The sequence below is a fragment of the Scytonema hofmannii PCC 7110 genome (assembly GCF_000346485.2).
Classification (GTDB): Bacteria; Cyanobacteriota; Cyanobacteriia; order Cyanobacteriales; family Nostocaceae; genus Scytonema; species Scytonema hofmannii.
Genome location: NZ_KQ976354.1, coordinates 1,909,121 through 1,932,415 on the forward strand (window position 1 = coordinate 1,909,121; position 23,295 = coordinate 1,932,415).

At 42.1% G+C, this 23,295-nt stretch carries 21 protein-coding genes; 13 read left to right on the forward strand and 8 right to left on the reverse strand.

What is annotated here, in order from left to right; genetic code table 11:
- Window positions 1-4 precede the first annotated feature (4 nt).
- Window positions 5-904 carry a helix-turn-helix domain-containing protein gene (locus tag WA1_RS08245; RefSeq protein WP_017745546.1) on the forward strand — a complete coding sequence of 300 codons (900 nt, stop codon included), beginning with the start codon at window positions 5-7 and terminating at the stop codon, window positions 902-904.
- A 67-nt stretch (window positions 905-971) separates the two neighbouring features.
- Here the strand turns inward: WA1_RS08245 and gatA are convergent, their stop codons facing one another.
- Window positions 972-2,426 (reverse strand): Asp-tRNA(Asn)/Glu-tRNA(Gln) amidotransferase subunit GatA, encoded by a 1,455-nt coding sequence (gene gatA / locus WA1_RS08250; RefSeq protein ID WP_026134899.1) that lies wholly within the window; start codon window positions 2,424-2,426, stop codon window positions 972-974.
- 327 nt (window positions 2,427-2,753) lie between these two features.
- Here gatA and WA1_RS08255 point away from each other — a divergent pair, with 327 nt between their 5' ends.
- The 7 genes from WA1_RS08255 to WA1_RS08285 all read left to right on the forward strand — a co-directional run bounded on the left by WA1_RS08255 (window position 2,754) and on the right by WA1_RS08285 (window position 9,178).
- On the forward strand, window positions 2,754-4,103 hold the full coding sequence (locus WA1_RS08255; protein ID WP_026134898.1) for a helix-hairpin-helix domain-containing protein: 1,350 nt from the start codon (window positions 2,754-2,756) through the stop codon (window positions 4,101-4,103).
- 165 nt (window positions 4,104-4,268) lie between these two features.
- Window positions 4,269-4,844 (forward strand): hypothetical protein, encoded by a 576-nt coding sequence (locus WA1_RS08260; RefSeq protein WP_017745543.1) that lies wholly within the window; start codon window positions 4,269-4,271, stop codon window positions 4,842-4,844.
- Window positions 4,845-4,908: 64 nt separating this feature from the next.
- Complete coding sequence (locus WA1_RS08265; protein WP_017745542.1) at window positions 4,909-5,232, forward strand: DUF6464 family protein; 324 nt, start codon at window positions 4,909-4,911, stop codon at window positions 5,230-5,232.
- A gap of 463 nt (window positions 5,233-5,695) precedes the next feature.
- On the forward strand, window positions 5,696-6,466 hold the full coding sequence (locus WA1_RS08270) for a DsbA family protein (protein WP_017745541.1): 771 nt from the start codon (window positions 5,696-5,698) through the stop codon (window positions 6,464-6,466).
- A gap of 252 nt (window positions 6,467-6,718) precedes the next feature.
- Entirely contained in the window at window positions 6,719-7,432 is a 714-nt protein-coding gene (locus WA1_RS08275) for a CAP domain-containing protein (protein ID WP_017745540.1), read from the forward strand.
- A gap of 79 nt (window positions 7,433-7,511) precedes the next feature.
- Window positions 7,512-8,204, forward strand: a complete 693-nt coding sequence (locus WA1_RS08280) for a CAP domain-containing protein (protein WP_017745539.1) — start codon at window positions 7,512-7,514, stop codon at window positions 8,202-8,204.
- A 137-nt stretch (window positions 8,205-8,341) separates the two neighbouring features.
- A complete protein-coding gene (locus WA1_RS08285) occupies window positions 8,342-9,178 on the forward strand; it encodes an alpha/beta fold hydrolase (RefSeq protein ID WP_017745538.1) in 837 nt (278 codons plus the stop codon).
- A gap of 65 nt (window positions 9,179-9,243) precedes the next feature.
- On the opposite strand, the gene WA1_RS08290 is transcribed toward WA1_RS08285, so the two are convergent.
- From WA1_RS08290 to carA, 5 genes are all read right to left on the reverse strand, one after another.
- On the reverse strand, window positions 9,244-9,546 hold the full coding sequence (locus WA1_RS08290) for a DUF1816 domain-containing protein (RefSeq protein WP_017745537.1): 303 nt from the start codon (window positions 9,544-9,546) through the stop codon (window positions 9,244-9,246).
- Window positions 9,547-9,749: 203 nt separating this feature from the next.
- The gene (rlmB, locus tag WA1_RS08295; RefSeq protein ID WP_017745535.1) at window positions 9,750-10,799 is read right to left on the reverse strand and encodes a 23S rRNA (guanosine(2251)-2'-O)-methyltransferase RlmB; all 1,050 of its coding nucleotides are present in this window, start codon (window positions 10,797-10,799) and stop codon (window positions 9,750-9,752) included.
- A 102-nt stretch (window positions 10,800-10,901) separates the two neighbouring features.
- Window positions 10,902-11,381: a Mini-ribonuclease 3 gene (locus WA1_RS08300; RefSeq protein WP_017745534.1), complete on the reverse strand. Its 480-nt coding sequence runs from the start codon at window positions 11,379-11,381 to the stop codon at window positions 10,902-10,904.
- 1,029 nt (window positions 11,382-12,410) lie between these two features.
- Window positions 12,411-12,782, reverse strand: a complete 372-nt coding sequence (locus WA1_RS08305; RefSeq protein ID WP_026134897.1) for an STAS domain-containing protein — start codon at window positions 12,780-12,782, stop codon at window positions 12,411-12,413.
- A 165-nt stretch (window positions 12,783-12,947) separates the two neighbouring features.
- On the reverse strand, window positions 12,948-14,090 hold the full coding sequence (gene carA, locus WA1_RS08310) for a glutamine-hydrolyzing carbamoyl-phosphate synthase small subunit (protein WP_026134896.1): 1,143 nt from the start codon (window positions 14,088-14,090) through the stop codon (window positions 12,948-12,950).
- Between the two features lie 672 nt (window positions 14,091-14,762).
- Here carA and WA1_RS08315 point away from each other — a divergent pair.
- Window positions 14,763-15,899 carry a retropepsin-like aspartic protease family protein gene (locus WA1_RS08315; protein WP_017745530.1) on the forward strand — a complete coding sequence of 379 codons (1,137 nt, stop codon included), beginning with the start codon at window positions 14,763-14,765 and terminating at the stop codon, window positions 15,897-15,899.
- Between the two features lie 35 nt (window positions 15,900-15,934).
- On the opposite strand, the gene WA1_RS08320 is transcribed toward WA1_RS08315, so the two are convergent.
- Complete coding sequence (locus tag WA1_RS08320; protein ID WP_017745529.1) at window positions 15,935-16,819, reverse strand: lysophospholipid acyltransferase family protein; 885 nt, start codon at window positions 16,817-16,819, stop codon at window positions 15,935-15,937.
- 283 nt (window positions 16,820-17,102) lie between these two features.
- Window positions 17,103-17,537, reverse strand: a complete 435-nt coding sequence (locus WA1_RS08325) for a hypothetical protein (protein ID WP_017745528.1) — start codon at window positions 17,535-17,537, stop codon at window positions 17,103-17,105.
- Window positions 17,538-17,657: 120 nt separating this feature from the next.
- Here WA1_RS08325 and WA1_RS08330 point away from each other — a divergent pair, with 120 nt between their 5' ends.
- The 4 genes from WA1_RS08330 to WA1_RS08345 all read left to right on the forward strand — a co-directional run bounded on the left by WA1_RS08330 (window position 17,658) and on the right by WA1_RS08345 (window position 23,290).
- Window positions 17,658-18,029, forward strand: a complete 372-nt coding sequence (locus tag WA1_RS08330) for a hypothetical protein (RefSeq protein ID WP_017745527.1) — start codon at window positions 17,658-17,660, stop codon at window positions 18,027-18,029.
- Complete coding sequence (locus tag WA1_RS08335) at window positions 18,022-18,288, forward strand: type II toxin-antitoxin system RelE family toxin (protein WP_017745526.1); 267 nt, start codon at window positions 18,022-18,024, stop codon at window positions 18,286-18,288. The genes WA1_RS08330 and WA1_RS08335 overlap by 8 nt, the downstream gene beginning before the upstream one ends.
- Window positions 18,289-18,369: 81 nt before the next feature.
- The gene (locus WA1_RS08340) at window positions 18,370-19,704 is read left to right on the forward strand and encodes a hypothetical protein (RefSeq protein WP_017745525.1); all 1,335 of its coding nucleotides are present in this window, start codon (window positions 18,370-18,372) and stop codon (window positions 19,702-19,704) included.
- A gap of 580 nt (window positions 19,705-20,284) precedes the next feature.
- A complete protein-coding gene (locus WA1_RS08345; protein ID WP_017745524.1) occupies window positions 20,285-23,290 on the forward strand; it encodes a methyl-accepting chemotaxis protein in 3,006 nt (1,001 codons plus the stop codon).
- The last annotated feature ends 5 nt before the right edge of the window (window positions 23,291-23,295 follow it).

The window sequence follows — 23,295 nt, forward strand, 5'->3', positions numbered from 1 at the left end:
GACGGTGAAGCTGTCAAGCAAGGCTCAAGAGGAGCAACTCAAGGAAGTGGTTGCACATCTACGGCAAGTAAGAGAGGAAAGATCGATACGTATAGATGAACTAGCAGCTTATACGCGGATTCGTCCTGTTTTCTTACAAGCCCTAGAAGAGGGAAGATTTGAAGAATTACCCGAGCCTGTGTATGTTCAAGGGTTTGTCCGCCATTACGGTGATGCTATAGGATTGGATGGAACATCCATAGCACAAGACTTTGCTAGTATTTGTTCTCCTCCCCCAGAACCCAGCCAAGACGATGGGGAGTTAGATAAAAAATCAAATATATACATACCCCTAGCAGTACCATATATTTTGCTTTTAGTTGCGGCCTCCTTCGGACTTTTTTATATACTTAATCCTCCACGTTCATCTGAATCTTTCAGCCAAAAGAAAATTTCATCAAAAGTAGTCTCCGATCCATCTCCAAAAACATTCCCCGTCGCACAACAAACCGCTTCTCCCATCCCAACACCAAGGGGATCGCTCGCCCCAACTTCCAGAGCATCACAAACAGACGTAACCGCTACGACTAATGTTACCCCAACACCAACAGTTTCCTCAAGAGGAGCGATCGCCCCAACTCCCACAGCATCTCCTTCAGCAGAAGCAACTTCACCTGTAGAAGTCCAGATCGAACTTCAAGATGAATCATGGCTGCGAGTCCAAGTAGATGGCAAAACAGAATTCGAGGGAACTTTAACCAAGGGAGAACGAAAATCTTGGACAGCACAAAAAGAGTTAGTGATTCGTTCTGGTAATGCTGGCGCAGTCATGGTTTCTACAAACAACCAGCAACCAACACCATTAGGAAGTTTGGGTACTGTAAAGCAAGTGAAGTATACCTCAGAAGTAACTAATAGTCAATAGTTAGTTGTTAGTTGTTAGTTGTTAGTTGTTAGTTGTTGGTTGATAACTACTAACCACTAACCACCAACTAAATTTTCGGTTTGTGCTGATGCCAAGTTGTTGATTGTTCGTAGGCGTAGGCGACTTGAAAGAGTTGGTCTTCTCTGAGCACGTTTCCAATCAACTGTAGCCCAATTGGTAATCCATGACTATCAAAACCACAGGGAACACTGATACCCGGTAAACCTGCAAGATTAACAGGAATAGTCATCAAGTCAACCAAGTACATACTTAAGGGATCGGCAGTTTTTTCTCCAGCTTTAAATGCAGTACTGGGTGCTGTAGGACAAACTAACACGTCTACTTTTTCAAAGGCTTTTTCAAAATCTTGTTTGATGAGAGTGCGGACTTTTTGCGCTTTAAGATAGTAGGCGTCGTAATAACCAGCAGAAAGGGCATAAGTGCCAATCATAATCCGGCGCTTGACTTCTGCACCAAAACCAGTTGCACGGGTACGGGTGTACATCGACAGCAAATTTTCTGCATCAGGAGCACGGTAGCCATACTTCACTCCGTCGTAACGGGCTAAGTTTGCTGATGCTTCTGATGGAGCAATAATATAGTAACTGGGTAATCCATCTCGAAATCGAGGACAGGAAATTTCTTGAATTTCCGCCCCCAAAGCTTGCAGTTGTTCCAGCGCTTTATTAATGGCTTGTTCCACCTCAGAATCTAAACCTTCACCAAAGGTTTCTTTAATAACACCAATTCTGAGCTTTCCTTTAGGCAGTTCTGGTTTGAGGTTGACAGTGTAGTCAGGAATTTCTACTTTGAGACTGGTGGAGTCTTTGGGATCGTGTCCTGCGATCGCATTCAGTAAGATCGCAGCATCTTCTACCGTGCGTCCAAAGGGTCCTATTTGATCCAAAGACGACGCAAAAGCCACCAATCCATAACGAGAAACTAAACCATAAGTTGGTTTCATTCCTACAACGCCACAGAAAGAAGCTGGTTGTCTGATGGAACCACCCGTATCGGAACCTATAGACACAACACATTCTTCAGCTGCAACTGCAGCCGCCGAACCTCCAGAAGAACCCCCTGGAACTCGTGACAAATCCCAAGGATTAGCAGTGAGTTGGAAGGCGGAAGTTTCTGTGGAACCGCCCATGGCAAACTCATCTAAATTGGTTTTTCCTACCATAACTGCATCTGCATTCGCCAGTTTTTGTGTCACGGTTGACTCGTATGGCGGAACAAAGTTTTCCAAAATTCGGGAGGCGCAGGTGGTGGGAATGCCTTTGGTACACATATTGTCCTTAATACCAATAGGAATTCCTGCAAGAGTACTTATATTTTCTCCTGTAGCAATTTTAGCATCAACTTTCCGCGCTTGCAAGAGCGCAAGTTCTGCAGTCACGCACAAAAAACTGTGCAATTTCGGCTCCAACGCTTGAATGCGATCTAAAGCCTCTTGAGTAATTTCAACCGCAGAACGTTCTTTTTTGACTAGATGTGTATGCAACTCGCGGATGAATGCCATGATGACTCCTTTCTTACTCAAGTTCTTGATTTTAATACAGGATGCGGCTTTCTGCACACCGAGTGGGTTGAGTTGTGCGATCGCCCTTGGCGCAAGCTGTACCCAGCTTATCGCGAAGCGCAAGCCGCTCATAGTGCTTATCGCCTTTGGCGCAAGCTGTACCCAGCTTATCGCAAAAAAAAAGCCGCTCATAGTGCTTATCGCCCTTGGCGCAAACTGTACCCAGCTTATCGTTCTGCTAGTATGCGATACATTATATTTATTCGGTTATGTATTCCTCTAACCCCTACTCCCCACTCCCTACTCCCCACTCCCTACTTTAAAAAAATGGTTAAAATACTTACACGTAAATCTATAGGTAAACAAACTGTATACGACATTGGAGTTGAACGCGACCATAATTTTGTGATCAAAAATGGCTTAGTCGCATCCAATTGTTTCAATAAATCTCACTCAACGGCATACGGTTATGTGACATATCAAACTGCTTACTTGAAAGCCAATTATCCTTTGGAATATATGGCAGCACTGTTAACGGCTAACAGTGATGATACAGACAAGGTGCAGAAATATATCGCCACTTGTATGAGTATGGGTATTCAAATAGAACCCCCAGATATCAATCGTTCGGGTGTGGATTTTACTCCTTCAGGAGGAAAGATTTTATTTGGATTGTCAGCCGTTCGCAATGTGGGACAAAACGCAATAGCTGGTATTTTGGAAGCAAGAGAAGAGGAAGGCGAGTTTAAATCTTTAGCTAATTTTTGCGATCGCGTGGATTTGCGTGCTGTTAATCGACGCACTTTAGAAGCGCTGATTTCTTGTGGAGCTTTTGACAAAATGGACTCCAACCGCAACCAGCTTGTTCATGACCTTGAACTAATCTATGATTGGGCGCAATCCCGTGCTAGAGATAGAGCAACCGGACAGGGAAATCTCTTTGATTTATTGGGTAGTGGATTTTCTAACACAAGCACTAACAAAACTCCCAATGGTTTTGAATCAGCACCCAAAGCAAAACCCGTTCTTGATTTTCCTCCTCAAGAAAAATTGCGGATGGAAAAAGAACTTCTAGGTTTTTATGTATCAGACCATCCTTTAAAAGCTGTACGTCAAGCAGCAAGAGTTTTATCTCCGATTAACCTTTCACAACTTGGGGAACAAAAAGACGAATCTACAATTACCGCTATTGTCATGCTAAATGGTGTGAAAAAAGTCATGACAAAAAAAGGCGACCCGATGGCAATTTTGCAAATAGAAGATTTAACTGCACAGTCAGAAGCTGTAGTATTTCCTAAAATTTACGAGCGGATTAATTCATTACTTGCAGTAGATGTTAGGTTAATTATCTGGGGAAAATTAGACCGACGAGACGATCAATCTCAACTGATTGTGGAAGATGCAGAACCAGTAGAGACAGTACAGATGGTGATGGTAGAATTATCACCTTTGCAAGCAACGACTATTGAAGAGCAAGACCGTCTGAGAACAATTTTGTTGAATGCACAACTAGGGGAAAAAGAAAAAGCAAAAGTCCCAGTTATAGGAATTATACAAAGTGAAAATTCCCGTCATTATATACGTTTTGGACGTCAATTTTGGGTGCTAGATTCTAGAATAGCTGTTCATTCTCTTCAAAACGCTCGATTTACTGCCTACGTGCAGAATTTACAGTAATCAGTAATCAGTGACCAGTGACCAGGTGATTCAGTAAATTAACGGAGTCATTATAGAAGCTTATTAGTTTTTTTCATTACTTCTGCGGATGAGACTTTCCTAAAGTAAATGGTATATTTTTATGCTAGGAGGGTATGTGTAGAAGGAGGAAGGAGCTAAGGTTAGATGACCAGAGATGAGATTCATAAATTTGTTTTATATTGCAAAAAAATTCAACCTCAGCCCCAAGAAGATATCAAACGATTTTTTGAGGGTGTTGTCGGATTTCCATATGACAAAGAACTTTTATTACAGGCACATTTGTTTCTAAATATTAAACAGATATTTCCTTTATGTTATGAATTGTTATTATTTGAAAAATCTCCAATTGCAGACTATACGGATTTAGGCAAATGTGATTTTGTTTATCTTACATCATCAGAAAAAATCTTTATCCTTGAAACTAAATTTATTGACACTGCTGCAACAGGAGCAACAGAAAGAAAAAGAAGAAATAAGCACAGAAACAAAGTCTTTGAGCAGGTTATAACTTTAAAAAGTAGATTTAGCGAGTATTGGAATATTAACTTAGAACAATTAGAGTGTGGTGTTTTTACAACAGATCCAGAACTGGCTTGGCGGGGTAACGGTGTTAACGTTGTGACAAAAGCAGTATCTATAGATAAACTCGAGTCTTGGCGAATTAATTATAAGAAAAGTTTATTTGTAGAAGATGTGCGGGCTTCTCATTTGCGTATATAGTATTTCCATACTACAAAAGATAGCGATTTGCGGCTCAGTAAGGTACTGTTGTAAGGGCATTGAAGTGAAAACACTTTTAGTTATTGTTATTGGTTTCTTACCGTCCTTGTTCTCCCTGTGGTTAATGCGTAAATCTCAGGCTAGAACACGCTTGCAGTTTAGGCAAGTCGCTATAACTACCACAAGAAGACGGATACAGCAAAATAATATATCCGATCTGAGCGATCGCTACTACTTAGAAGGAGTCGGTTACCTTATTGGTGATATTAGTTGTCGCTATAATGCCCGTTCTGGTTATATCCGTTGTGCTGTCAATCCTGAAGGACCGTGTGAAGGTTGCCGTTATTATCAATCAAGTGGAGCAACTATTGATAAAAATTTTCAATAAATTTGACTGTAGACAATACTACTCGCGGAAATTAGAACCCCGGTTTCTTTAAGAAACCGGGGTTCTAACAGTTCTGACACCTCCTTAAGAAACCGGGGTTCTGACACCTCAATTATCGTTAACCGAGAAATATTGACTTCCTACTTCGCTTTAAGAGAATCTTTATCACTGTCAAGTACCCAAGAACACTATTTTTGTATTGTTACAAAACTAAATGTAATGATAAATCTCTCCCCATGTATAGACTTATCTTTAGAGGCTACGTGCTAGTGATATCAAGCTTTTAAACTCAAGGAATGCCATTTTTCTCCGTAGAGTTTTTATGTGTAAAACCAGACTTCGTTATCTATTACCCCAATAAGTATAAGTTAATTCAATCTTTATACCTAGATTTTCTGCCCCTTCTCGGTCAATACTAAGAGAATGTGAAGACCGTTTAACCTACATACAAAAAATATTTGGTATGTATGCATTCTCCTATTTGGTCGGAAAACTACTGGTGTGGCTACGTCGCTTCGCAGTGGTTGGATTTATTTGTCTGGTCTTGAGTTGGTCACTTCCGGCGCAAGCAGCCCGTATGAATCCACAACTAGAACAGCAGGTGTTGCAAATCATCCGAGAACATCCAGAAGCGATTGTTGAGTCAGTACAAGCATACCAACAAAAACAGCGATCGCAAATCCAGCAAGCACAGCAAGTGTTTGTACAACAAATGAGAACCGATCCTTTATCGGTTATCGGTCAATCTCCCACTACGGGATCTAAAGACTTAAAAATTTTGTTGGTTGAATTTTCAGATTTTGAGTGTCCCTACTGTGCTCAAGCACACAAAACCTTGAAGCAGTTTATGGTAAAACACCAGGATGAAGTCACCCTCGTGTACAAACATTTCCCCTTAACAAACGTTCATCCTCAAGCTGTACCAGCCGCAACAGCCGCCTGGGCAGCACAGCAACAAGGCAAATTCTGGGAATATCAGGATACACTCTTTAGCAATCAAAAACAACTGGGTGAACAATTCTACTTAGACACCGCAAAAAACCTAAATCTAGATCTGGAAAAGTTTAAAAGCGATCGCCTTCTCGCTAGTGCTGCTATTGAAAAAGATAGTCAGCTAGCCCAGATGTTGGGGCTTTCCGGTACTCCCTTCTTCATCATGAATGGAGAGGTTTTATCCGGTGCCATACAGCTTGGCGAAATAGAAGATCTATTAACTCGCGTTCGCAAAACTTAAGTAGATTATCGCATATTATTTTGTGTTACTTTATACACTTAAATAGTCTCTGCAAGATTCAGTATTAGCCCAGAATACCTGCTTTAAGTGGGTTCACGGTTTACGGTGTGTTGTTTCAAAGGTTACAAAGGTTGCATGTTGCAAGTTTTGTTTAAGTGCTCTACTAACCAAGTTTTATTCATTTGCTTGAGCAAAACATGGTGCATCCATTCAACCCAATTAACTCGTAGAACAGTAGTCGTGAGGTAATTAATGCGTCGCAATAGTTTAAGTGTGTTTTTCCCTATTGCCCTAATAGCTAGCTGCGGGTTTCCATTCATTACGTTCGAACCATCAGTAGCTAAGCCAAAACACTCAGCTTCCACAGTTGTTAGAGAAGAGAATTCTGTTGTAGCGGCACGTTCCGGTTATTTATCAACATTGGAAGTGCAGGTTATTGCCGAAATGAACAAAGTGCGGGCAAATCCGCAAGCTTATATTCCTGTCATGGAAAGTTACAGACAGCGCTTTCAAGGTAAAAAAGTCCAACTTTCCGATCGCGTTTTCTTGCTAACTCAGGAAGGAGTATCAGCCGTTGATGAAGCTCTGGATTTTTTGAGATCGGCTCGTCCCTTGAACCCTCTGATAATATCTAAGGGGATGTCTTTAGGCGCAAGAGATCACGTTCAAGATTCAGGACCAAGAGGTCATACAGGTCATCATGGTACTGATGGTAGCAATCCATCACTGCGAATAAATCGCTATGGTAACTGGGTTTCCACCGCCGGAGAAAACATCAGTTACGGTCCAAACACAGCTAGAGACATCGTTATGCAGCTAATCATTGACGATGGAGTTCCAGATCGCGGTCATAGAAAAAACATCTTTAATCCTAACTTTAGAGTGGCTGGTGTTGCTTATGGAATACACGCCAAATACAGAACCATGTGCGTAATCACCTACGCTGGTGGATACAAAGAAAAATAAGTTGAGAAATTCGTAATTCGTAATTCGTAATTCGTAATTATTAAATTAGTCATAAGAATTACGAATTATTTTGTTTGTTATGCGTTGGATACCGCTCTGGATACTAACACCTATTGCCCTGTTCGCTACATCCTGTGATTTCCTTTCTGAATACGAACCCCAGGAACCTACTAAAATTCCTCAAGAGGGTTCTGGTTCGCGTCCCGGTAGTCTTTCGCGCCTCGAACAACAAGTGATTGTGGAGATGAATAACGCGAGAACCAATCCCACTGCTTATGCTGCTGTGTTAGAAAATTACAGGCAGCGTTTTGAAGGCGATCGCGTCAGGCTTTCGAGTCGTGTCTATTTACAAACACAGGAAGGGGTAAAAGCAGTCGATGAAGCCATTGCTTTTCTCAAGTCAGTTCGTCCTGTAGGATCTCTTCGCGCTTCCAAAGGAATGTCATTAGCCGCACGAGATCATGTCAAAGACCAAGGACCTCAAGGTATTATCGGTCATAAAGGCAGTGACAAGAGCGATCCCTTTACTCGCCTCAATCGTTATGGAAAATGGCAATTGACTGCAGGGGAGAATATTAGTTACGGTTCCCACACAGCACAAGATATTGTGATGCAGTTAATTATTGATGATGGAGTACCAGATCGCGGTCATAGAATCAATATGTTTAACCCTGCTTTTAAGGTTGCAGGTGTTGCCTTTGGAATTCACTCTTTTTACAGGCAAATGTGTGTCATTACTTATGCGGGTGGATTTAAAGAGGTCAAGAGCTAATTGTAATACAATTTTGGATTTTAGATTTTGGATTTTGGATTGAGAAAGCCTTACCTAGGCTTTGTTCCATCCAAGTATCTGTCGCATTCTTGTTTCAAATTGGTATAAGAACTACTATTAGTCATTAGTAATTAACAATGTACTCAAAAGCTGCAAACCTTAACGTATACATTCAAGGTCAGGGTTTTCCAATCCTTTGTTTGCACGGTCATCCCGGTTCTGGATCGAGTCTTTCTGTGTTTAGCGATCGCTTATCAAAGCGTTTTCAAACTTTTGCTCCTGACTTGCGCGGTTATGGAAAAAGTCGCTACACTCAAGATTTTGAGATGCGCGACCATCTGCTCGATCTCGAAAACTTACTAGACCGCTATCAAATTAAAAAATGTTTGATCCTGGGGTGGTCTTTAGGTGGTATTCTGGCTTTGGAATTGGCGTTACGCTTACCCGAACGAGTGACAGGGCTGATACTAATAGCAACAGCTGCCAAGCCGAGAAGTAATCATCCTCCCGTTACTTGGCAAGAAAATCTTTATACGGGTGTTGCCGCGCTGCTTAGTTGTATAAAACATGACTTGCAGTGGAATATTGATATTTTTGGCAAGCGATCGCTCCTCCAGTATCTTATTAGGCAACACACTCCCACCGCCTATGGATACATAGCAAAATACGCAGTACCAGCTTATTTACAAACTTCATCTACAGCGACTCGCGCCTTGTATACTGCCATTAGAAGTGGTTACAACCGACTGACAGACTTGGAGCAAATCAAATGTCCAAGCTTAGTGCTTGCTGGCGCTCAAGACTGTCATATTACAGCTAACTCCAGTTTAGAAACATCTCAATTCCTCAAGAACTCCCAATGGCAGTGTTATTCCGATACGGCGCATCTGTTTCCTTGGGAAATACCCGACCAAGTCTTGAACGATATCGAGCTTTGGCTGGAAAAACATCCACAGATCGTAGCTAATGGCTAGTAGCTAATAGCTAATGGTTAATGGAGCAATTAGCCATTAGCCATTAGCCATTAGCTCTTAGCCTATTACATCTGACCGCTAAAGACAGGCTGAACTTTGCGGTCAATCCGTTCCCCCAAGTCGTCAGCTATAGTTAAATATTCTGGTTTACAACGTTTAACATTGATAGCGATTCCCTGAGCACCTTCTTGTTCCAAATCTTCTATATAACCTTTGATTGCGGTTTTTGCTTCAGTGGAACTCAGAAATGGCCCGAAATAGTAAGTGCAACGGGGGTTTTGTGTCACAACTTCGACCCACCAAGCCAAGCCAAAGCCTTGGAATACGTTAATCAACACTTCCTTAAAGTTTTGCCAAATAGTCTTCATGGTTTTCTCTGATTTTTAATTTGTTGCAGGGTTTAAATGAAATGGGATACAACAGATGATTGTTCTTTTTACATTTCTTTATACTCTGTTTACTCTTCTTTTTTCAAAGAAATTTTTCTAAATTATCGAACCTTGACAGTTGATTCATAACTGCTGTGTATATTTTTTATCAGCAGTTAGCACCTGAACCGTCATATCCTCTGTTAACTCTTAGCGCTTCCACGACCATTGATTCCCCCCTTTAATAGGGATGCATTTCCTGGTGTGAATTTTAATTCTAAATGCAGTGTATTCATCCAGCGTTGGCGGTATATTTCATACAACGCCATGCCTGCTGCTACTGAAGCATTGAGGCTCGGAGTTTTACCTTGTAGGGGTATTGACACTAAAAAGTCGCAGCAGCGCTGTGTCAAAATACCCAGACCCTCGCCTTCAGAGCCAACTACTAACACTGTAGGACCGCTAAAGTTAACTGTATGCATGGGTTTGCTTGCATTTGCAGCTGCTCCGTAAATCCAAAAGCCAGCTGCTTTTAGTTCTTCTAAAGCGCGATGCAAATTCACGACTCTCGCTACAGGAAAATTTTCTAAAGCACCCGCAGCGACTTTCATAACTGTTGAAGTGATTCCAACTGCCCTGCGTTGCGGGATCAATAACCCTTGCGCCCCAAGTGCTTCTGCAGATCGAATAATAGATCCTAAATTGTGGGGATCTTCAATTCCATCAGCAGCGACGATCACGGGATCGTTAACAGACTTAGCCCGTTCAATCAGATCGCTCAAATCGAGATATTCATGGGGAGCAATCTGTGCTGCTACTCCTTGGTGGTTGGCTGAAGAAGTGATTTGATCTAAGCGTTTTGGTTCTACTTCGTCAATAATAGTACCGTTTTCTTTTGCTCGTAAAACAAGCGAATGAAACCGATGGTCGTAGCGCAAGCGAGACACGATCCAAATGCGGTTGAGATTCCGCTCGTTTTCTAAAGCACTTAAGACCGGATGACGACCGTATATAAGATCTACATCTTCTTGGTCGCGTTGGTCGCGAATAGGTGCAATGAACTCAGAGACATTACGATTTTGTTTGGGAAGTGTGTTGGGAATGACTTTACCATCGGAGTTAGCGGTATTAGGAATAACTTTAGCTCCGGGCTTAGTGGAAGGGCGTCTCGATACGACACGCTTTCCCTTTTTTATCAAGGGTTGCCTGCTATTTATTTCACTGGAATTTTTGGTTGGTCTTGGTTTCTTCATCATAGGTAGGAATGGGTTCTAGCTCGTACAAATGGACATACTTATTGACATCAAATGACAGAACCAACACTATTAGTTTTCTGTCATTTGATTAATTTCTCATCACTTTTCCAGTTGAAGTTTTTGTAACAGTTCGGCTAGGCGCTGGAAATCGCTAAGATAGAGATAGCCAATTAAAGTTTCTAAACTTGTTGCCTGTTGGTATGTTTCGGGATCGAGCCGCTTGGGACGCCCTGTAGCAGCATTACGACCTTTGCGGACAATTTCTAACTCAGTACTCCTCAGATGAGGATAGAGAGATCGCAATATCTCAGCCTGCGTTTCTGCCCTGACCTGTGCCACCACCAAACGATGATATGCTTCTGGTCGTTGTGGTGGTAACAGAAAAAACATTCTAATATACAGTTCGTAAACTGCATCTCCCAAATAGGCTAAGGCCGTAGGAGAAACTTGTTGCAGTTGCACTTGTGAAATCTCTTGGAATAATCGCGATCTGGGTTCCCCCAACATTGGACACCAATCAGCACCCTGATTGGGAACTGAACTGGGTTCATCCTGTAGCTCTTCTTCCTGTGATGTCACAAATTCTCTTTTCCTTACAAACCTATATATGGGAAGCTTCCTGCGAGTAGACTTAACTTCATCTGCCAGCAGACTGCCGTGCAGCTTTACTTAAGCATAATAATGTTGAAAAATCAACTCACTAATTGTAACTTTTTTTTTCAATTTTTGGTTGCCATTTTATGCATGAGGTCTTTTCTTGAAAAATCTTGAAAAAGTCCAAGTCTGCATCCTGGGATCGCACGCTAATATCAACTTGAAAAAAGAATGCTATAGGATACTCAGGTGAGGTTAAGTCCATTTAAGGCTTTCTCAATCCAAAATCTAAAATGGTATAACATACTTCGAGCGGCTGAAATATCAAGCATTGAGATATGATACAAAGCCTTTATCAGCACAGTATAGCACATCAATTGCGAGCCCCGTGCTATCAATCGAACTTTTTTACATAATTTTTTGAATTAATTTACTTAAAAACTTAGCAAGATCTACAAAATCCCTTAATTTACGCCAATTCACAGCGACAGTGCCTTGCTCTAGTTTACAGAGTCATCTAAAAACCTCCGGGAGTGTGGAAAAGAGCGCAACTTTAGTTCGGGGAGGAAACACAACGCGGCAGATTTTAATCTGCGTCTATGCTCCATCACCGCCTTGGGGCTACTTGATACCGGGTAGTTTTGCGTTCTACTTTCGTCCAGGCATTTATGGACTGATACTGTTCGCCCTGTACGCATAATGGTTTTGCTCAATCATGGCCTTCCCGAGCGGGAGTAATGTTAGCGTCTCCCCTTGGGAGACGCTTCGCGAACGACTCTGTTCACATCCAGTACTTTCGCTTGTCAGCACTGACTTTAAACCATTACGTCAATTAAGCTGCTTCGTTTCAGAGCTTGGAACTAGCTACGCATCCCAAGGTGAGTTCTTTAACACTTAACGTGAACCCAGTAGTAAACTACTGATAGTCTGGTAAGCTTGGCTTCTTTCAGTTCGAGTCTGGTCGAAGCCCACGGCTTAAAGCCGTGGGTTGCTTACCTTAAATGTGTCCGAGCGTCAAGACTGTTTCACGTTCTCTAGAGCCGCATCTACTGATGATTGCAGGGCTAGAAACTTCTCTAGGCGAACAAGCTTGACTGTTTGAGTGACACGGGCGTTTGTGACAATTTGCAAGGTACCTTCAGAACCTTGAGCCTGCTTAGCTAACTGCACCAAAGCACCCAACCCGGAACTGTCAACAAAATCAATTTGAGACAGATCCAGAATAATGTGCTTTGGTCCTTCTTCTATCTTGCTACCAAGCACCTTGCGAAACGTCGGTTCGGAAAAGGCGTCTAACAAACCTGTGAGGCGGAATAGCTGACAGTTATCTCGAACTTCACGAGTGCCTCTCAGGCTTACGGTTAGATTAAGTGGCTCAGCAATAATTCCCTCCTCATAGTTATGGTGAACGCTCCAGTATAGATAGTTTTAGTATATGTTGTCTATGACCTATTGGCAGAAAGGGAGTAGAGATTAGGGGTTAGGGGTTAGGGGTTAGGGGTTCAAAATAATTCTCTACTCCCTACTCCCTACTCCCTACTCCCTACTCCCTCAACGAGACAATCGCATTTGTTGTACAAATTGCTCAAATAAATAATCGGCATCGTGAGGACCGGGGCTAGCTTCTGGATGGTACTGTACTGAGAATATAGGCAAAGATTTATGACGAACTCCAGCGATGGTGCCATCGTTAAGGTTAAAATGACTAACTTCCATAACAGCCTTTGGTAAAGAATCTGGCTCGATCGCAAAACTGTGATTTTGGCTGGTAATTTCTACTCGTTGTTGTAAACCTGCTGGCTGATTTAAGCCCCTATGACCAAATTTCAGCTTAAAAGTCTCAGCGCCGAGGGCATGACCTATAATTTGATGTCCCAAGCAGATCCCAAACATGGGTTTTTGCGCCCCAAGAAGTACCTTTGTGGTTTCAATGCCTTCGCTAACGGCGGCTGGATCTCCAGGACCGTTGGAAAGAAAGATCCCATCCGGGTTGTATTTTAGTATCTCCTCAGGCGGGGTATTGGCGGGAACGACGATCACTCGACAGCCATAACTGGCTAATCGACGCAAAATGTTGCGTTTCACACCAAAGTCAAGAGCAACAACAGTAAATATTTCTCCACTGTTAACCCCGGATACATCGTTATATTCCCAAACAGAGTTTGTTGGTTCCGACCATTCATATATATCTGATGTGGTGACTTCTCGAACAAGATTCAACCCCTTCATGTTGGGGGAAGCTTGTACCTGTTCTAACAACTCAGCCTCATCAAGAATGTTGGTCGAAATACCACCGTTCATAGCTCCAAACATCCGAATTTTGCGAGTCAATGCCCGAGTATCAATTCCATAAATACCCGGTATTTCGTGTTGTTTGAGGTAATTGGGTAAAGATTGTGTCGATCGCCAGTTACTTGGACGGTGACAAATATTTCGGGCGATCGCACCCCGTACTTGGGGTCTATTTGATTCCTCATCCTCTGGATTAACACCAGTGTTTCCCAATTCGGGGTAAGTAAACAAGACTATCTGACCGCAATAACTGGGATCGGTCAGCACTTCTTGATATCCTGTCATACCAGTATTAAATACCACCTCGCCAATTGTGGTTTTAGTGGCACCAAATGACCAACCGCGATAGGTCGTTCCATCTGCCAAAACAAGAATAGCGGGTATTGCGTCAGATAGGGGCATAAAGGAGTAGGGGGTAGGGGGTAGGGAGTAGGGAGTAGGGGGTAGAGAATTGCTTTCTTCCCCATTCCCCACTCCCCATTCCCTATTCCCTCTATACTGCGATGTATGATTATGCCATAAATCATTGATTTCGTCTCGAAAAAGAATTGTTAATAAAAACTTAAGAATTAAATACACAAAATCTTTAAACACAAATTAGGAGTGATAGTAGATTTATAGGAGAGAATTAATTGGTAAAGGTCTCATGGAATAAGTTGGAAAATTTAGATATCTAATTTTTCCTCAAAAATCTAACTTTTTGGCAGTTATCTTTGCTAAAATGTGCTATAATAGCGGAAATTTACCCCGAAGTTACAGCTAAGCGCTAATATCTTAGGAAGTGTGGGTAAAAATACATATTTTATTATCCTCAAAAGCCTGTGTGAAAGCTGAAAAGCAAGGTTTACCAGCGATCCAAGTAGTCAATCGGACATTGGCATGATGACTGGTAAGGGCTAGTGGTTCCGCCCATACGTTCTCGAAGTGTGGATTACTCAGCTTGTATAGTGGTGACAAGTTTCACAAAGCTATTGCTGTAGCGTACCCATCGGGAGCGAGAAGAGGAAAGAAGTTATAAGATGTCCGTAAACTTCCAACTTTCAGGATCACCAGACGGGTAAAATTTTATTAATTATGCTTCAGCCCATTTTATCCCGTGCAGCGTTAATTATTGTCTCATCGATACTGGCGGTTTTAGCAGTTGCTTGTCAACAAGGTCAACAGGCTGCAACCAAGACAAGTGAAGATGAGCAGTACCTGCCTACTGAAAAAAAGGTTGCCCCGCCAACTGCCACAACGGTAGAAAAGCCAACTATCCCGCAACTAAAACCGGTCAGGCAACAACCGTCTGAAATTGAATTGAGTTATTTTGAACAAGGCTTGGATAAAGCAGTTGGTGCTTTAAGCATCAGCCAGTCTGCTCAATCCTCAGAAGATTGGAAGCTAGTGGCAACCGAGCTGGGAGACGCCATCTCGCTGATGAAAAAAGTACCAGTTGATAGCCCTTATTTCAGTAGCGCCCAAGCAAAAGTACTGGACTACCAACGCCAGCTAAAATATGCTGTGCAGAGAGCAACACGTCCTGTCACTCCACCACTTATAATACCCGCACCACCAAATACTGTTGTGGCTCTGGCTCCGACCATCCCTCCTGCACCACAAAACTTTAATCAAAAACCCCCAGCCTGGATACCAAAAAAACCGTCTCTACCTCCATCAAAACCAAATATAGTTCCGGTTAAACAAAAACAAGCATATTCAATTCCAATTGCAGTTCCAAAACCTAACGAACCACCAGTATATCGAGCGGCCATCAAGAGAAGATTGGGTGGTACGCCAATCATTGAAGTGACTTTCAACGGCATTCAGAGTTTTGAGATGATTCTCGATACCGGAGCAAGTGGGACAGTCATTACTCAAAAAATGGCAATTGCTTTGGGCGTCGTTCCAGTGACGAAAGCCAAGGCAAACACAGCCAGTTCCAAAGCAGTGGAATTTCCCGTCGGTTATATAGACTCAATGGAAGTTGGTGGGGTAAAGACACGTCAACTTCCCGTTGCGATCGCAGGTGCAGAATTGGACACGGGGCTATTAGGACACGACTTTTTTGGCAATTACGATATTACCATCAAGCGTGACATTGTAGAATTCCGTCCCCAATTGCACCCACATAAGAAATCCAACGAAGAACCTGAGGTGAGCTTTCCGCCTTTGCCCAAAGAACCTCAAGCTAGAGAACCCCAACTCATAGAAGTGCCCGCACCAAATTGACAGTGACCAGTGACCAGTGACCAGTGACCAGTCAGTCAGTTAGAAGAAGATTCAACTAACCAGTCCAATTGTTGCTGCATTTGACTCTGAACAATTTCGTAACACATATTAACATACTCGCGATCGCGAGCTGCTTCTGCACCATAACGTTCAAAAATAATAGGAGAACAAACGTGAGTGCGAATGGTGACAGGGATGGGGATATGAGGCAAAGGACCAAAAGCCACTCCCCAAGGTAAGCCCAAATAAATAGGAAAAATTTCAGGATCGATCCCTAAAAACCAAGGCATCCCCCATTTGTGGAGTTGCTGCATAATGTCATAACAATTAGCCAGCACCAAAAACGTATCGTGAGCGCCAGTAGAAATAACAGGTACTATGGGTACATTTTCCTGTAACGCTAATTTTATAAACCCCTTACGCCCAGCCAAGACAATTTTGTTACGCAAATAATAGGGTCGAAAAACTTCCTGAACTCCACCAGGGTATACCAGTACACTCGCTCCCGAACGCAAAGCTGCAACTGCCATTTTTGGATGAGCCACAACTGCCCCAACTTTTGCAGTCATAATTGATAGCAGGGGAGACACATTCCAGACTTTGGGATGTAATAAACCATAGACAGGTTGTTCCACACCAAATCGTTGGAACCAGTCATACATCACCATTAACATATCAGGAGCGGCAAACCCCCCGTTGTGAGAACCGACAAATAAGACCTTTTGTTGAGTGGGTATGTGGTGCCAACCACTCGTTTCTACTCGAAAATAATACTCGTACAGCCATTTCCATATTGGCATAAAAAGCTGAATAAATTTTGGCTCTCGTCGATCCAAAGACCATCCAAGCTTTGTTGTTGATTTGTTTTCCTTCAATACATCAAGTATATCTTTGCTAGCGCGGCGAACTTCTTCAAGCATGGAAACAGACTATAATCACAATAAATATTCCTTCTCAATATTGCACTTTTTCTCATCCCATACCATCGGTACAGTCTTCAAAAAGAAGGCAAAAAACCCGGTTTCTCTCTGGGGTCAAGCTTAATATCTCCTCTGCTCAACGATGAAGTTACCGGGTTTTTAGAAACGGTAAGCCAAACGCTTCAGGTAGCTTTTGCCGAGCGACAAGGGTCTTTTCAGCTATGCTTATGATATCAGCCATGCTAATTTCTACAACTAGACCCCACTAAATTTTAGTATACTACTACCTCAGTTTTATTTGGTAGTGCATCAAATTCCTAATATCCTCTGGGGGTAATCCTAACTCTTTAGCGATCGCGGTTTCAACTTGGCTCGCTTCTGTGACTGAAAACTCAAACTTTAATCCTTTCAGTGCTTTGGAAGCTGTCTTAACTTCAACTCTAGAAACACCGTGATATTTGTCTATTTCTGCTTTAATCAAAAGTACAGCCGTTTTCTGTTGCTTTACCGATTGCGTTTCAACCTTTAAATGATTTTGTCTTTGGTTCGGCTGACTCAAAATTCCATCCATGACACATCCGCCTCCTACCCAGAAAGCCAAGCCTAAAAGTACTAAGGGTAGCCAAAACTCCAATCCCAGTTTTAATCCTAGTTTTAATCCTTTATAGGGGTTCATCAAGTTTTGTTCCTGAAAATCAGCAAAAGTGAATTTTGGCACGGGAAATGTTTGTAGAATACAGTATAGCAAATGTAACAAATTACCAGAAAGAGGCAAATGATTTTGATGGTTTAAGCTGAAAACAGTAAAATTAGAGAAGTTCTCTATTAAAAAACCAGTATGCAGTCAATTCAGTCTTCGACTCACAACCACAAGGATAATTTTTTGGGATTGGAGGAAGAAATTCAGTTTCTAGGAGTTCAGTATCTCAGAAACTTTCTGGGGCAGAAAACTGCTGTGTTGATCGATTTGAAAGAACACGGCGATCTTTGGGCTAATGTGGAAGAAGAGATTGACATACCTGTAACTGTTCAGTTTTTAGTTGATGAGCAGGGTGGTAAATTAATGGTGTTGCTTAACTTTGAACAGCATGGTGAAATTTGGGAGGATATTTACTATAGCTTGATTGTTGATCGGCGAGCTAATGAACCCACTTTGCCATTTTCAGAAGTCAAAAAGTCGCTGATTGAGCAGGGGAAATTGAGTGAATGAGTATCAAGTAATTTTTTCTCGTTCTGCTCAAAAGGAGATTGACAACTTACCAACGGAAGTAATTGGTCGAATTTCTCCTAAAATTGAGGCTTTAGCAGTTGAACCACGTCCAAATGGTTGTAAAAAGTTGAGTGGACAATTGAGTACTTGGCGAATTAAGGTTGGAGATTATCGAGTAATCTATAAAGTTAATGATGACAACCGTATACTTGAAGTCGTTATGGTTGGCCCATCGAAGTCAAGCATACAAGTAGGTTAAATAAAATTCCTCCTCAGCGCAGATACTCAAATTCTCTCAAAACCTCTAATGTATAATTGTAGGTTTCTGTGAAATAAACTTGTGGATGTCATATTAGAGCGATCGCACCAACTACAACAAGATATAACTGATTTTGTGTTTGATGCTGAGGATGAACTCGCACAAGCCTTGGAAACCTATGCTGCGGAAAAATCGCGCCGTGGTAGCGGTGACAGTTTTCAAAAGGATTTCGTGACTGACTCATTTATTACAGAAGGAAGAGTGGGAAACTCCTCACCACTGGATCTGTATATACAAAGCCAGCCTGAGTTGTCAGAAAGCGATCGCAAACTTATTCAAAGTTGGCATCATACATTTATTGGCTTATTTGCTGTCACCCAGATTCTACCCGATGGTTTTGAACTCATGAATTGGCTCACAGCAAAGCATTACACAGTCAAGCCAAACAATGCTCAAATCCAAAAAGAACTGTCTCGTGTCAAAGATGGAGAAATTATACTTACCCGTATTTCTCCTGTAACTGATACTTACTGGACATTCTCCGGTCCACAGACACTGATGGGTAAACTAGGCAAACCGAAACTAGCAGTGGCGATTGGTAATTTTAAAGACAATTATCGCAACCAACTCTACGGGGATGCTCCTGAGTTACTAGAAGAAGCTTGGTTATCAGTAGAACAATATCATCAACAATTCGTAGACTTTTTTGGGAGTGATGAAGTCACATTACCGGGGTATCAACTCAACAAGAAAATTGCTGAATTTCAAGAAGTCATGACGCAAAAACGTTTGGAAGCAGCAGGTATTGACACTTCAAAATCTCTAGAAGAAATCGTACAAGAATCCGGTATTGAACAAGAAGATATCCAAGCAGTTGCAGAGGAATTTGGCGCTGATTCCAAAACAGTCTCTCAAATGTTGAGCAGTAAAAATAACTCCAGAAAAATGGTAATGCCAAAAGTTGACTTACCTGCTGAGCTAAAGAAAGCAGAACAAGTGACTGCTCTTTCACACCCCCGATGGGGACAAATGTTTCTCCCAACTTATGCCAAGGTCAAACAAATTGTAGAAACAGAAGACTGGCAAAATATAGAAGGTGCGGAAAAACTTATTCGTTTTTATCTTGAAGATAAAAGTATTAACGCCTTTATTTGGCAACGCTTAGCTGAACAGTATCCCATACAGTTAGAAAAAGTTGTGCAAACAGTGTTACAGCGTCCGGAGTTTCATCTTCAAAAAGATTTAGACACATTATTGCAAGAATTCAACAAACCTATAGAACCAGATTTACCCGATATTGCTAGCGTACCAATACACCTACACAACTTATTTCAAGAAGCTGTGGTGGAAGTTAGTAAATCTAAGCCTAAAGGTAAGGGTCAAAAGCAATCAGCTAAAGGTTTTCAACGCCTTTAGAGAGAGTACAGACTTTAGAATATTTGAAGACTTAAAATTAAGGTTGATAGACTAGTGGTTTGCCACTTTGATTTTGAGGGATGATGAAAAAACCGCAAAGACGCAAAGAGCACGAAGGAAGAGGATAAGAAGAAGAATTTAAAGATTGCTTAACCCAGTAAAGTTAATTTGACGGCTACAAGATCCCCGACTTCTCCAAGAAGTCGGGGATCTAAGCCAACTTAACAACAATATAGCAATCCTATTTGATTTTTGAACTACACGTAGGGTGGGCATTGCCCACCAACTAAATCTTGTGGTGGGCAATGCCCACCCTACAGTAGTTAAAGTTTTTCATAAATCATTTAGGATTCCTATATATCTCTACCGTATATATTTGATTTAAACCTGAGAAAAGGTGAGAAAAGTAGGAAAAGTCTGATATTAAAAAATATTAAAAATCAGTGCTTAAAATGCTATTGGAAGATGATAGTTTAAAAACACAGATAATTTGCTCTGGTGAGAATCATAGACTAGGTTAAGCTCTACCACTGAAACTTTGGAGTTTTACAATTCACTATTGATTAAAAGCACTTATTTTATGACGACTCAAAAAAATCCAGTGAGTTTGGGCGAGAATCAAAAGGATTTCATTCGCCCACAAGCCGCTATACCCCAGTTAAAGACTGATGCTGCTAAGGTGAGGTGGGAGAGTACTTTACAGCTATCACCAGAGATCCAATCTAAACCTAGCCTTGCTTCTGAGCAAAAACGCAACCTCTTTTTCATACACTGGTTTTGTAACCTCTCTGTTGGTCGCAAGCAGATGATAGCTTTGATTGCTGCTCAACTAGTCTCCATTGTAGGACTGAGTGTGGGGGGGAGGTGGATTATCACTTCGGGGTTGCGAACACAATTGCTTGAACGAGCTCAATCAGAAGTTACCGTCACCGAGACTAATATTAACCTCAAAGTCAACCAAACAGGGCTTGGTTTCAGGAGTCAATCAGATAATCCTGTCATCATTAATGCTGCTAAGGTTTATGCGAAAAGCTACACCTTGTCTCCTGCTTTAAAAAAACAAGTTGAGCGGATTTTGCAGAACGAAGCCAAAGCCCGGAAGATTGAGTATGTCACCCTGGTTGGAAGGGATTTTAAGATTATTTTTAATGCTAATGGCAAACGAGAAGGAACTGTTTTTAATCCTAACAACTTGGTTCGTCAGGTTTTTACTAATGGCAAGCAAATTAAAGCCAATACAGTTGTGAGTTCTGTTGAATTGGCTAAAGGATCTCCTCTACTGTTTAGTACCGATGGAGATACGCTCATACGTTACACCCTGACACCGATTCGCGCTCCAGGCAAACCCAAAGTACTTGCAGTTTTGATCGCTGGGGAAATTGTCAATGGAAAGTTGCCAATCATGGCAGGAATCTTGAAAGATTTCAACGGCGGCTACAGTGGTATTTATTTACGCAGACCTACAGGAGAGTTTACCTTGGCTACCTCTTTAGACCAAGGGGAAGCTCCGGAAGTAAAGCAGGCTAAACCTCACATACCTTTGAGCGACACATCTCTACTTGCTGCAGCTGCATCTGCGCCTCCTGGAGAAATCGTGACCGGACGGATGGTTGTAGGAACCCAAACCTATACAATGACTGCTAAGGCAATTCCTAATCTTATTGAACAAGACCGTAGCGGTCCTGTTCCTGTTTTTAACGGTCAGCCCGTTACTGTTTTGGTACGGGGAACTCCAGAAACCACTCTCAACAACTTGCTTAGCCAGAGTTTGTGGCAAGAAGGGGTGGTATTGCTCCTGGCGTTGATAATGACTGGTATCTGGGTGCTTATTCTCAGGCAAACCATTACTAAGCCTATCGAACAGCTAGAACGAGTCAATCAGGAATTTGCCGAAGGCGATCGCCAAGCGCGAGCCGAGGTTTTCTCTCAAGATGAGGTGGGTCAGTTGGCTGTGACTTTTAATAAGATGGCTGATAACATTGTGGTTTCTGAAACAGCCTTGGCAGAACAAGCCCATCGTCAAGAAGCCGAGGCTAACCAAGCACGGTTACTGAATACAATCACCTCTCGCATTCGTGAATCTCTAAACAAAGATGATATATTTCATACAACAGCAACGGAAGTTCGATCTGCTTTGCAAGCGGATCGAGTTGTAGTTTATCTCTTGAACGAGAATTGCCAAGAGAGCATCTTTGCTGAATCAGTTAGTAGCGATTGGTCTGTAAACTTGGAGGCGAACATTAGTTCTGCTCAAGATTATGTTGAGAAGTATCAGAAAGCTTGTATCAATGCAATGGAGAACAGTTCTGAAACCAGTCAAACCAAAAGTTACCTCGACCAACTAGACGCATTTGAAGACAAGGGGAATTTGGTAGCACCGATTCTCTCCGAAAACAAGCTTTTGGGCTTGTTAGTGGCTTATCAAAATTCTGAACTGCATACTTGGGAGAAGTCAAACATCAATTTCTTCAAGCAGGTGGCGATTCAAGTTGGCTTTGCTCTAGACCAAGCAACTCTCTTAGAACAAACAGAACAAGCTCAACAAGCAGCTGAAATTATTTCTCAAGAACAGCGTCAACAAAAAGAAGCTATCCAGCGTCAAGTGGTAGGATTGCTCAACGATGTTGCAGAGGTATCTAAAGGTAATCTCACGATTCGTGCGGAAGTGACTTCTGGTGAAATTGGTACAGTGGCTGAGTTTTTTAATACCATCATTGAAAGCCTGCGAGAAATTGTGACGAGTGTGAAAAATGCTGCTCTTCAGGTCAATCTTTCCGTTGGAGAAAATGAAGGTGCCATTCGTCAACTTGCTGATGAAGCACTTAAACAGGCTGGAGAGATTCATTACACTCTTGATTCGGTAGAGCAGATGACGCTTTCCATTCAAGCCGTGGCAGAGAGTGCTCGTCAAGCAGCAATTGTAGCCCGCACTGCTTCTACCACCGCAGAGGCTGGTGAGATGGCAATGGACTGCACAGTACAAAGTATCTTAAATTTGCAGGAAACGGTTGTAGCAACAGCAGAAAAGATGAAGTGTCTGGGTGAGTCTTCTCAACAAATTTCCAAGGTTGTTTCACTCATTAACGAAATTACTCTCCAAACTAACGTGTTAGCAATCAACGCTAGTATTGAGGCAGCACGTGCAGGTGAGGAAGGTAAAGGTTTTGCAGTGGTAGCAGAAGAAGTCGTTCAACTGGCATCGGAGTCAGGTGCGGCTACTAAAGAAATTGAACAAATTGTTGAAAACATCCAAGGAGAAATCTCTTCAGTGGTTAGGGCTATGGAATTAGGAACTATTCAGGTGGTTGAAGGAGCTCATCTGGTCAAAGATACTAAGATGAGTCTGGGACAAATTTTAGATGTGTCTCGCCGAATCGACCAGCTAGTGGAATCGATTTCCCTCGCTACAGTTTCTCAGGCTCAGACTTCTCACGCCGTTACCCATTTGATGAAGGAAATTGCTCATGTCTCTGAACGCACTTGCGATTCCTCTCACAGAGTTTCTGCTTCTCTACAACAAACTATAGAAGTAGCGGAGCAGTTGCAAGCATCTGTGGGCTTGTTCAAGGTTGGGGGAGACTCATGAAATGG

What these genes read in the sequence shown, in the direction of transcription:
- gatA (WP_026134899.1), bottom strand. Translation starts at nt 2,426, where the DNA reads ATGGCATTCATCCGCGAGTTGCATACACATCTAGTCAAAAAAGAACGT.
- WA1_RS08255 (WP_026134898.1), top strand. Translation starts at nt 2,754, where the DNA reads ATGGTTAAAATACTTACACGTAAATCTATAGGTAAACAAACTGTATAC.
- WA1_RS08260 (WP_017745543.1), top strand. Translation starts at nt 4,269, where the DNA reads ATGACCAGAGATGAGATTCATAAATTTGTTTTATATTGCAAAAAAATT.
- WA1_RS08270 (WP_017745541.1), top strand. Translation starts at nt 5,696, where the DNA reads ATGTATGCATTCTCCTATTTGGTCGGAAAACTACTGGTGTGGCTACGT.
- WA1_RS08275 (WP_017745540.1), top strand. Translation starts at nt 6,719, where the DNA reads ATGCGTCGCAATAGTTTAAGTGTGTTTTTCCCTATTGCCCTAATAGCT.
- WA1_RS08280 (WP_017745539.1), top strand. Translation starts at nt 7,512, where the DNA reads ATGCGTTGGATACCGCTCTGGATACTAACACCTATTGCCCTGTTCGCT.
- WA1_RS08285 (WP_017745538.1), top strand. Translation starts at nt 8,342, where the DNA reads ATGTACTCAAAAGCTGCAAACCTTAACGTATACATTCAAGGTCAGGGT.
- WA1_RS08290 (WP_017745537.1), bottom strand. Translation starts at nt 9,546, where the DNA reads ATGAAGACTATTTGGCAAAACTTTAAGGAAGTGTTGATTAACGTATTC.
- rlmB (WP_017745535.1), bottom strand. Translation starts at nt 10,799, where the DNA reads ATGAAGAAACCAAGACCAACCAAAAATTCCAGTGAAATAAATAGCAGG.
- carA (WP_026134896.1), bottom strand. Translation starts at nt 14,090, where the DNA reads ATGCCCCTATCTGACGCAATACCCGCTATTCTTGTTTTGGCAGATGGA.
- WA1_RS08315 (WP_017745530.1), top strand. Translation starts at nt 14,763, where the DNA reads ATGCTTCAGCCCATTTTATCCCGTGCAGCGTTAATTATTGTCTCATCG.
- WA1_RS08320 (WP_017745529.1), bottom strand. Translation starts at nt 16,819, where the DNA reads ATGCTTGAAGAAGTTCGCCGCGCTAGCAAAGATATACTTGATGTATTG.
- WA1_RS08330 (WP_017745527.1), top strand. Translation starts at nt 17,658, where the DNA reads ATGCAGTCAATTCAGTCTTCGACTCACAACCACAAGGATAATTTTTTG.
- WA1_RS08345 (WP_017745524.1), top strand. Translation starts at nt 20,285, where the DNA reads ATGACGACTCAAAAAAATCCAGTGAGTTTGGGCGAGAATCAAAAGGAT.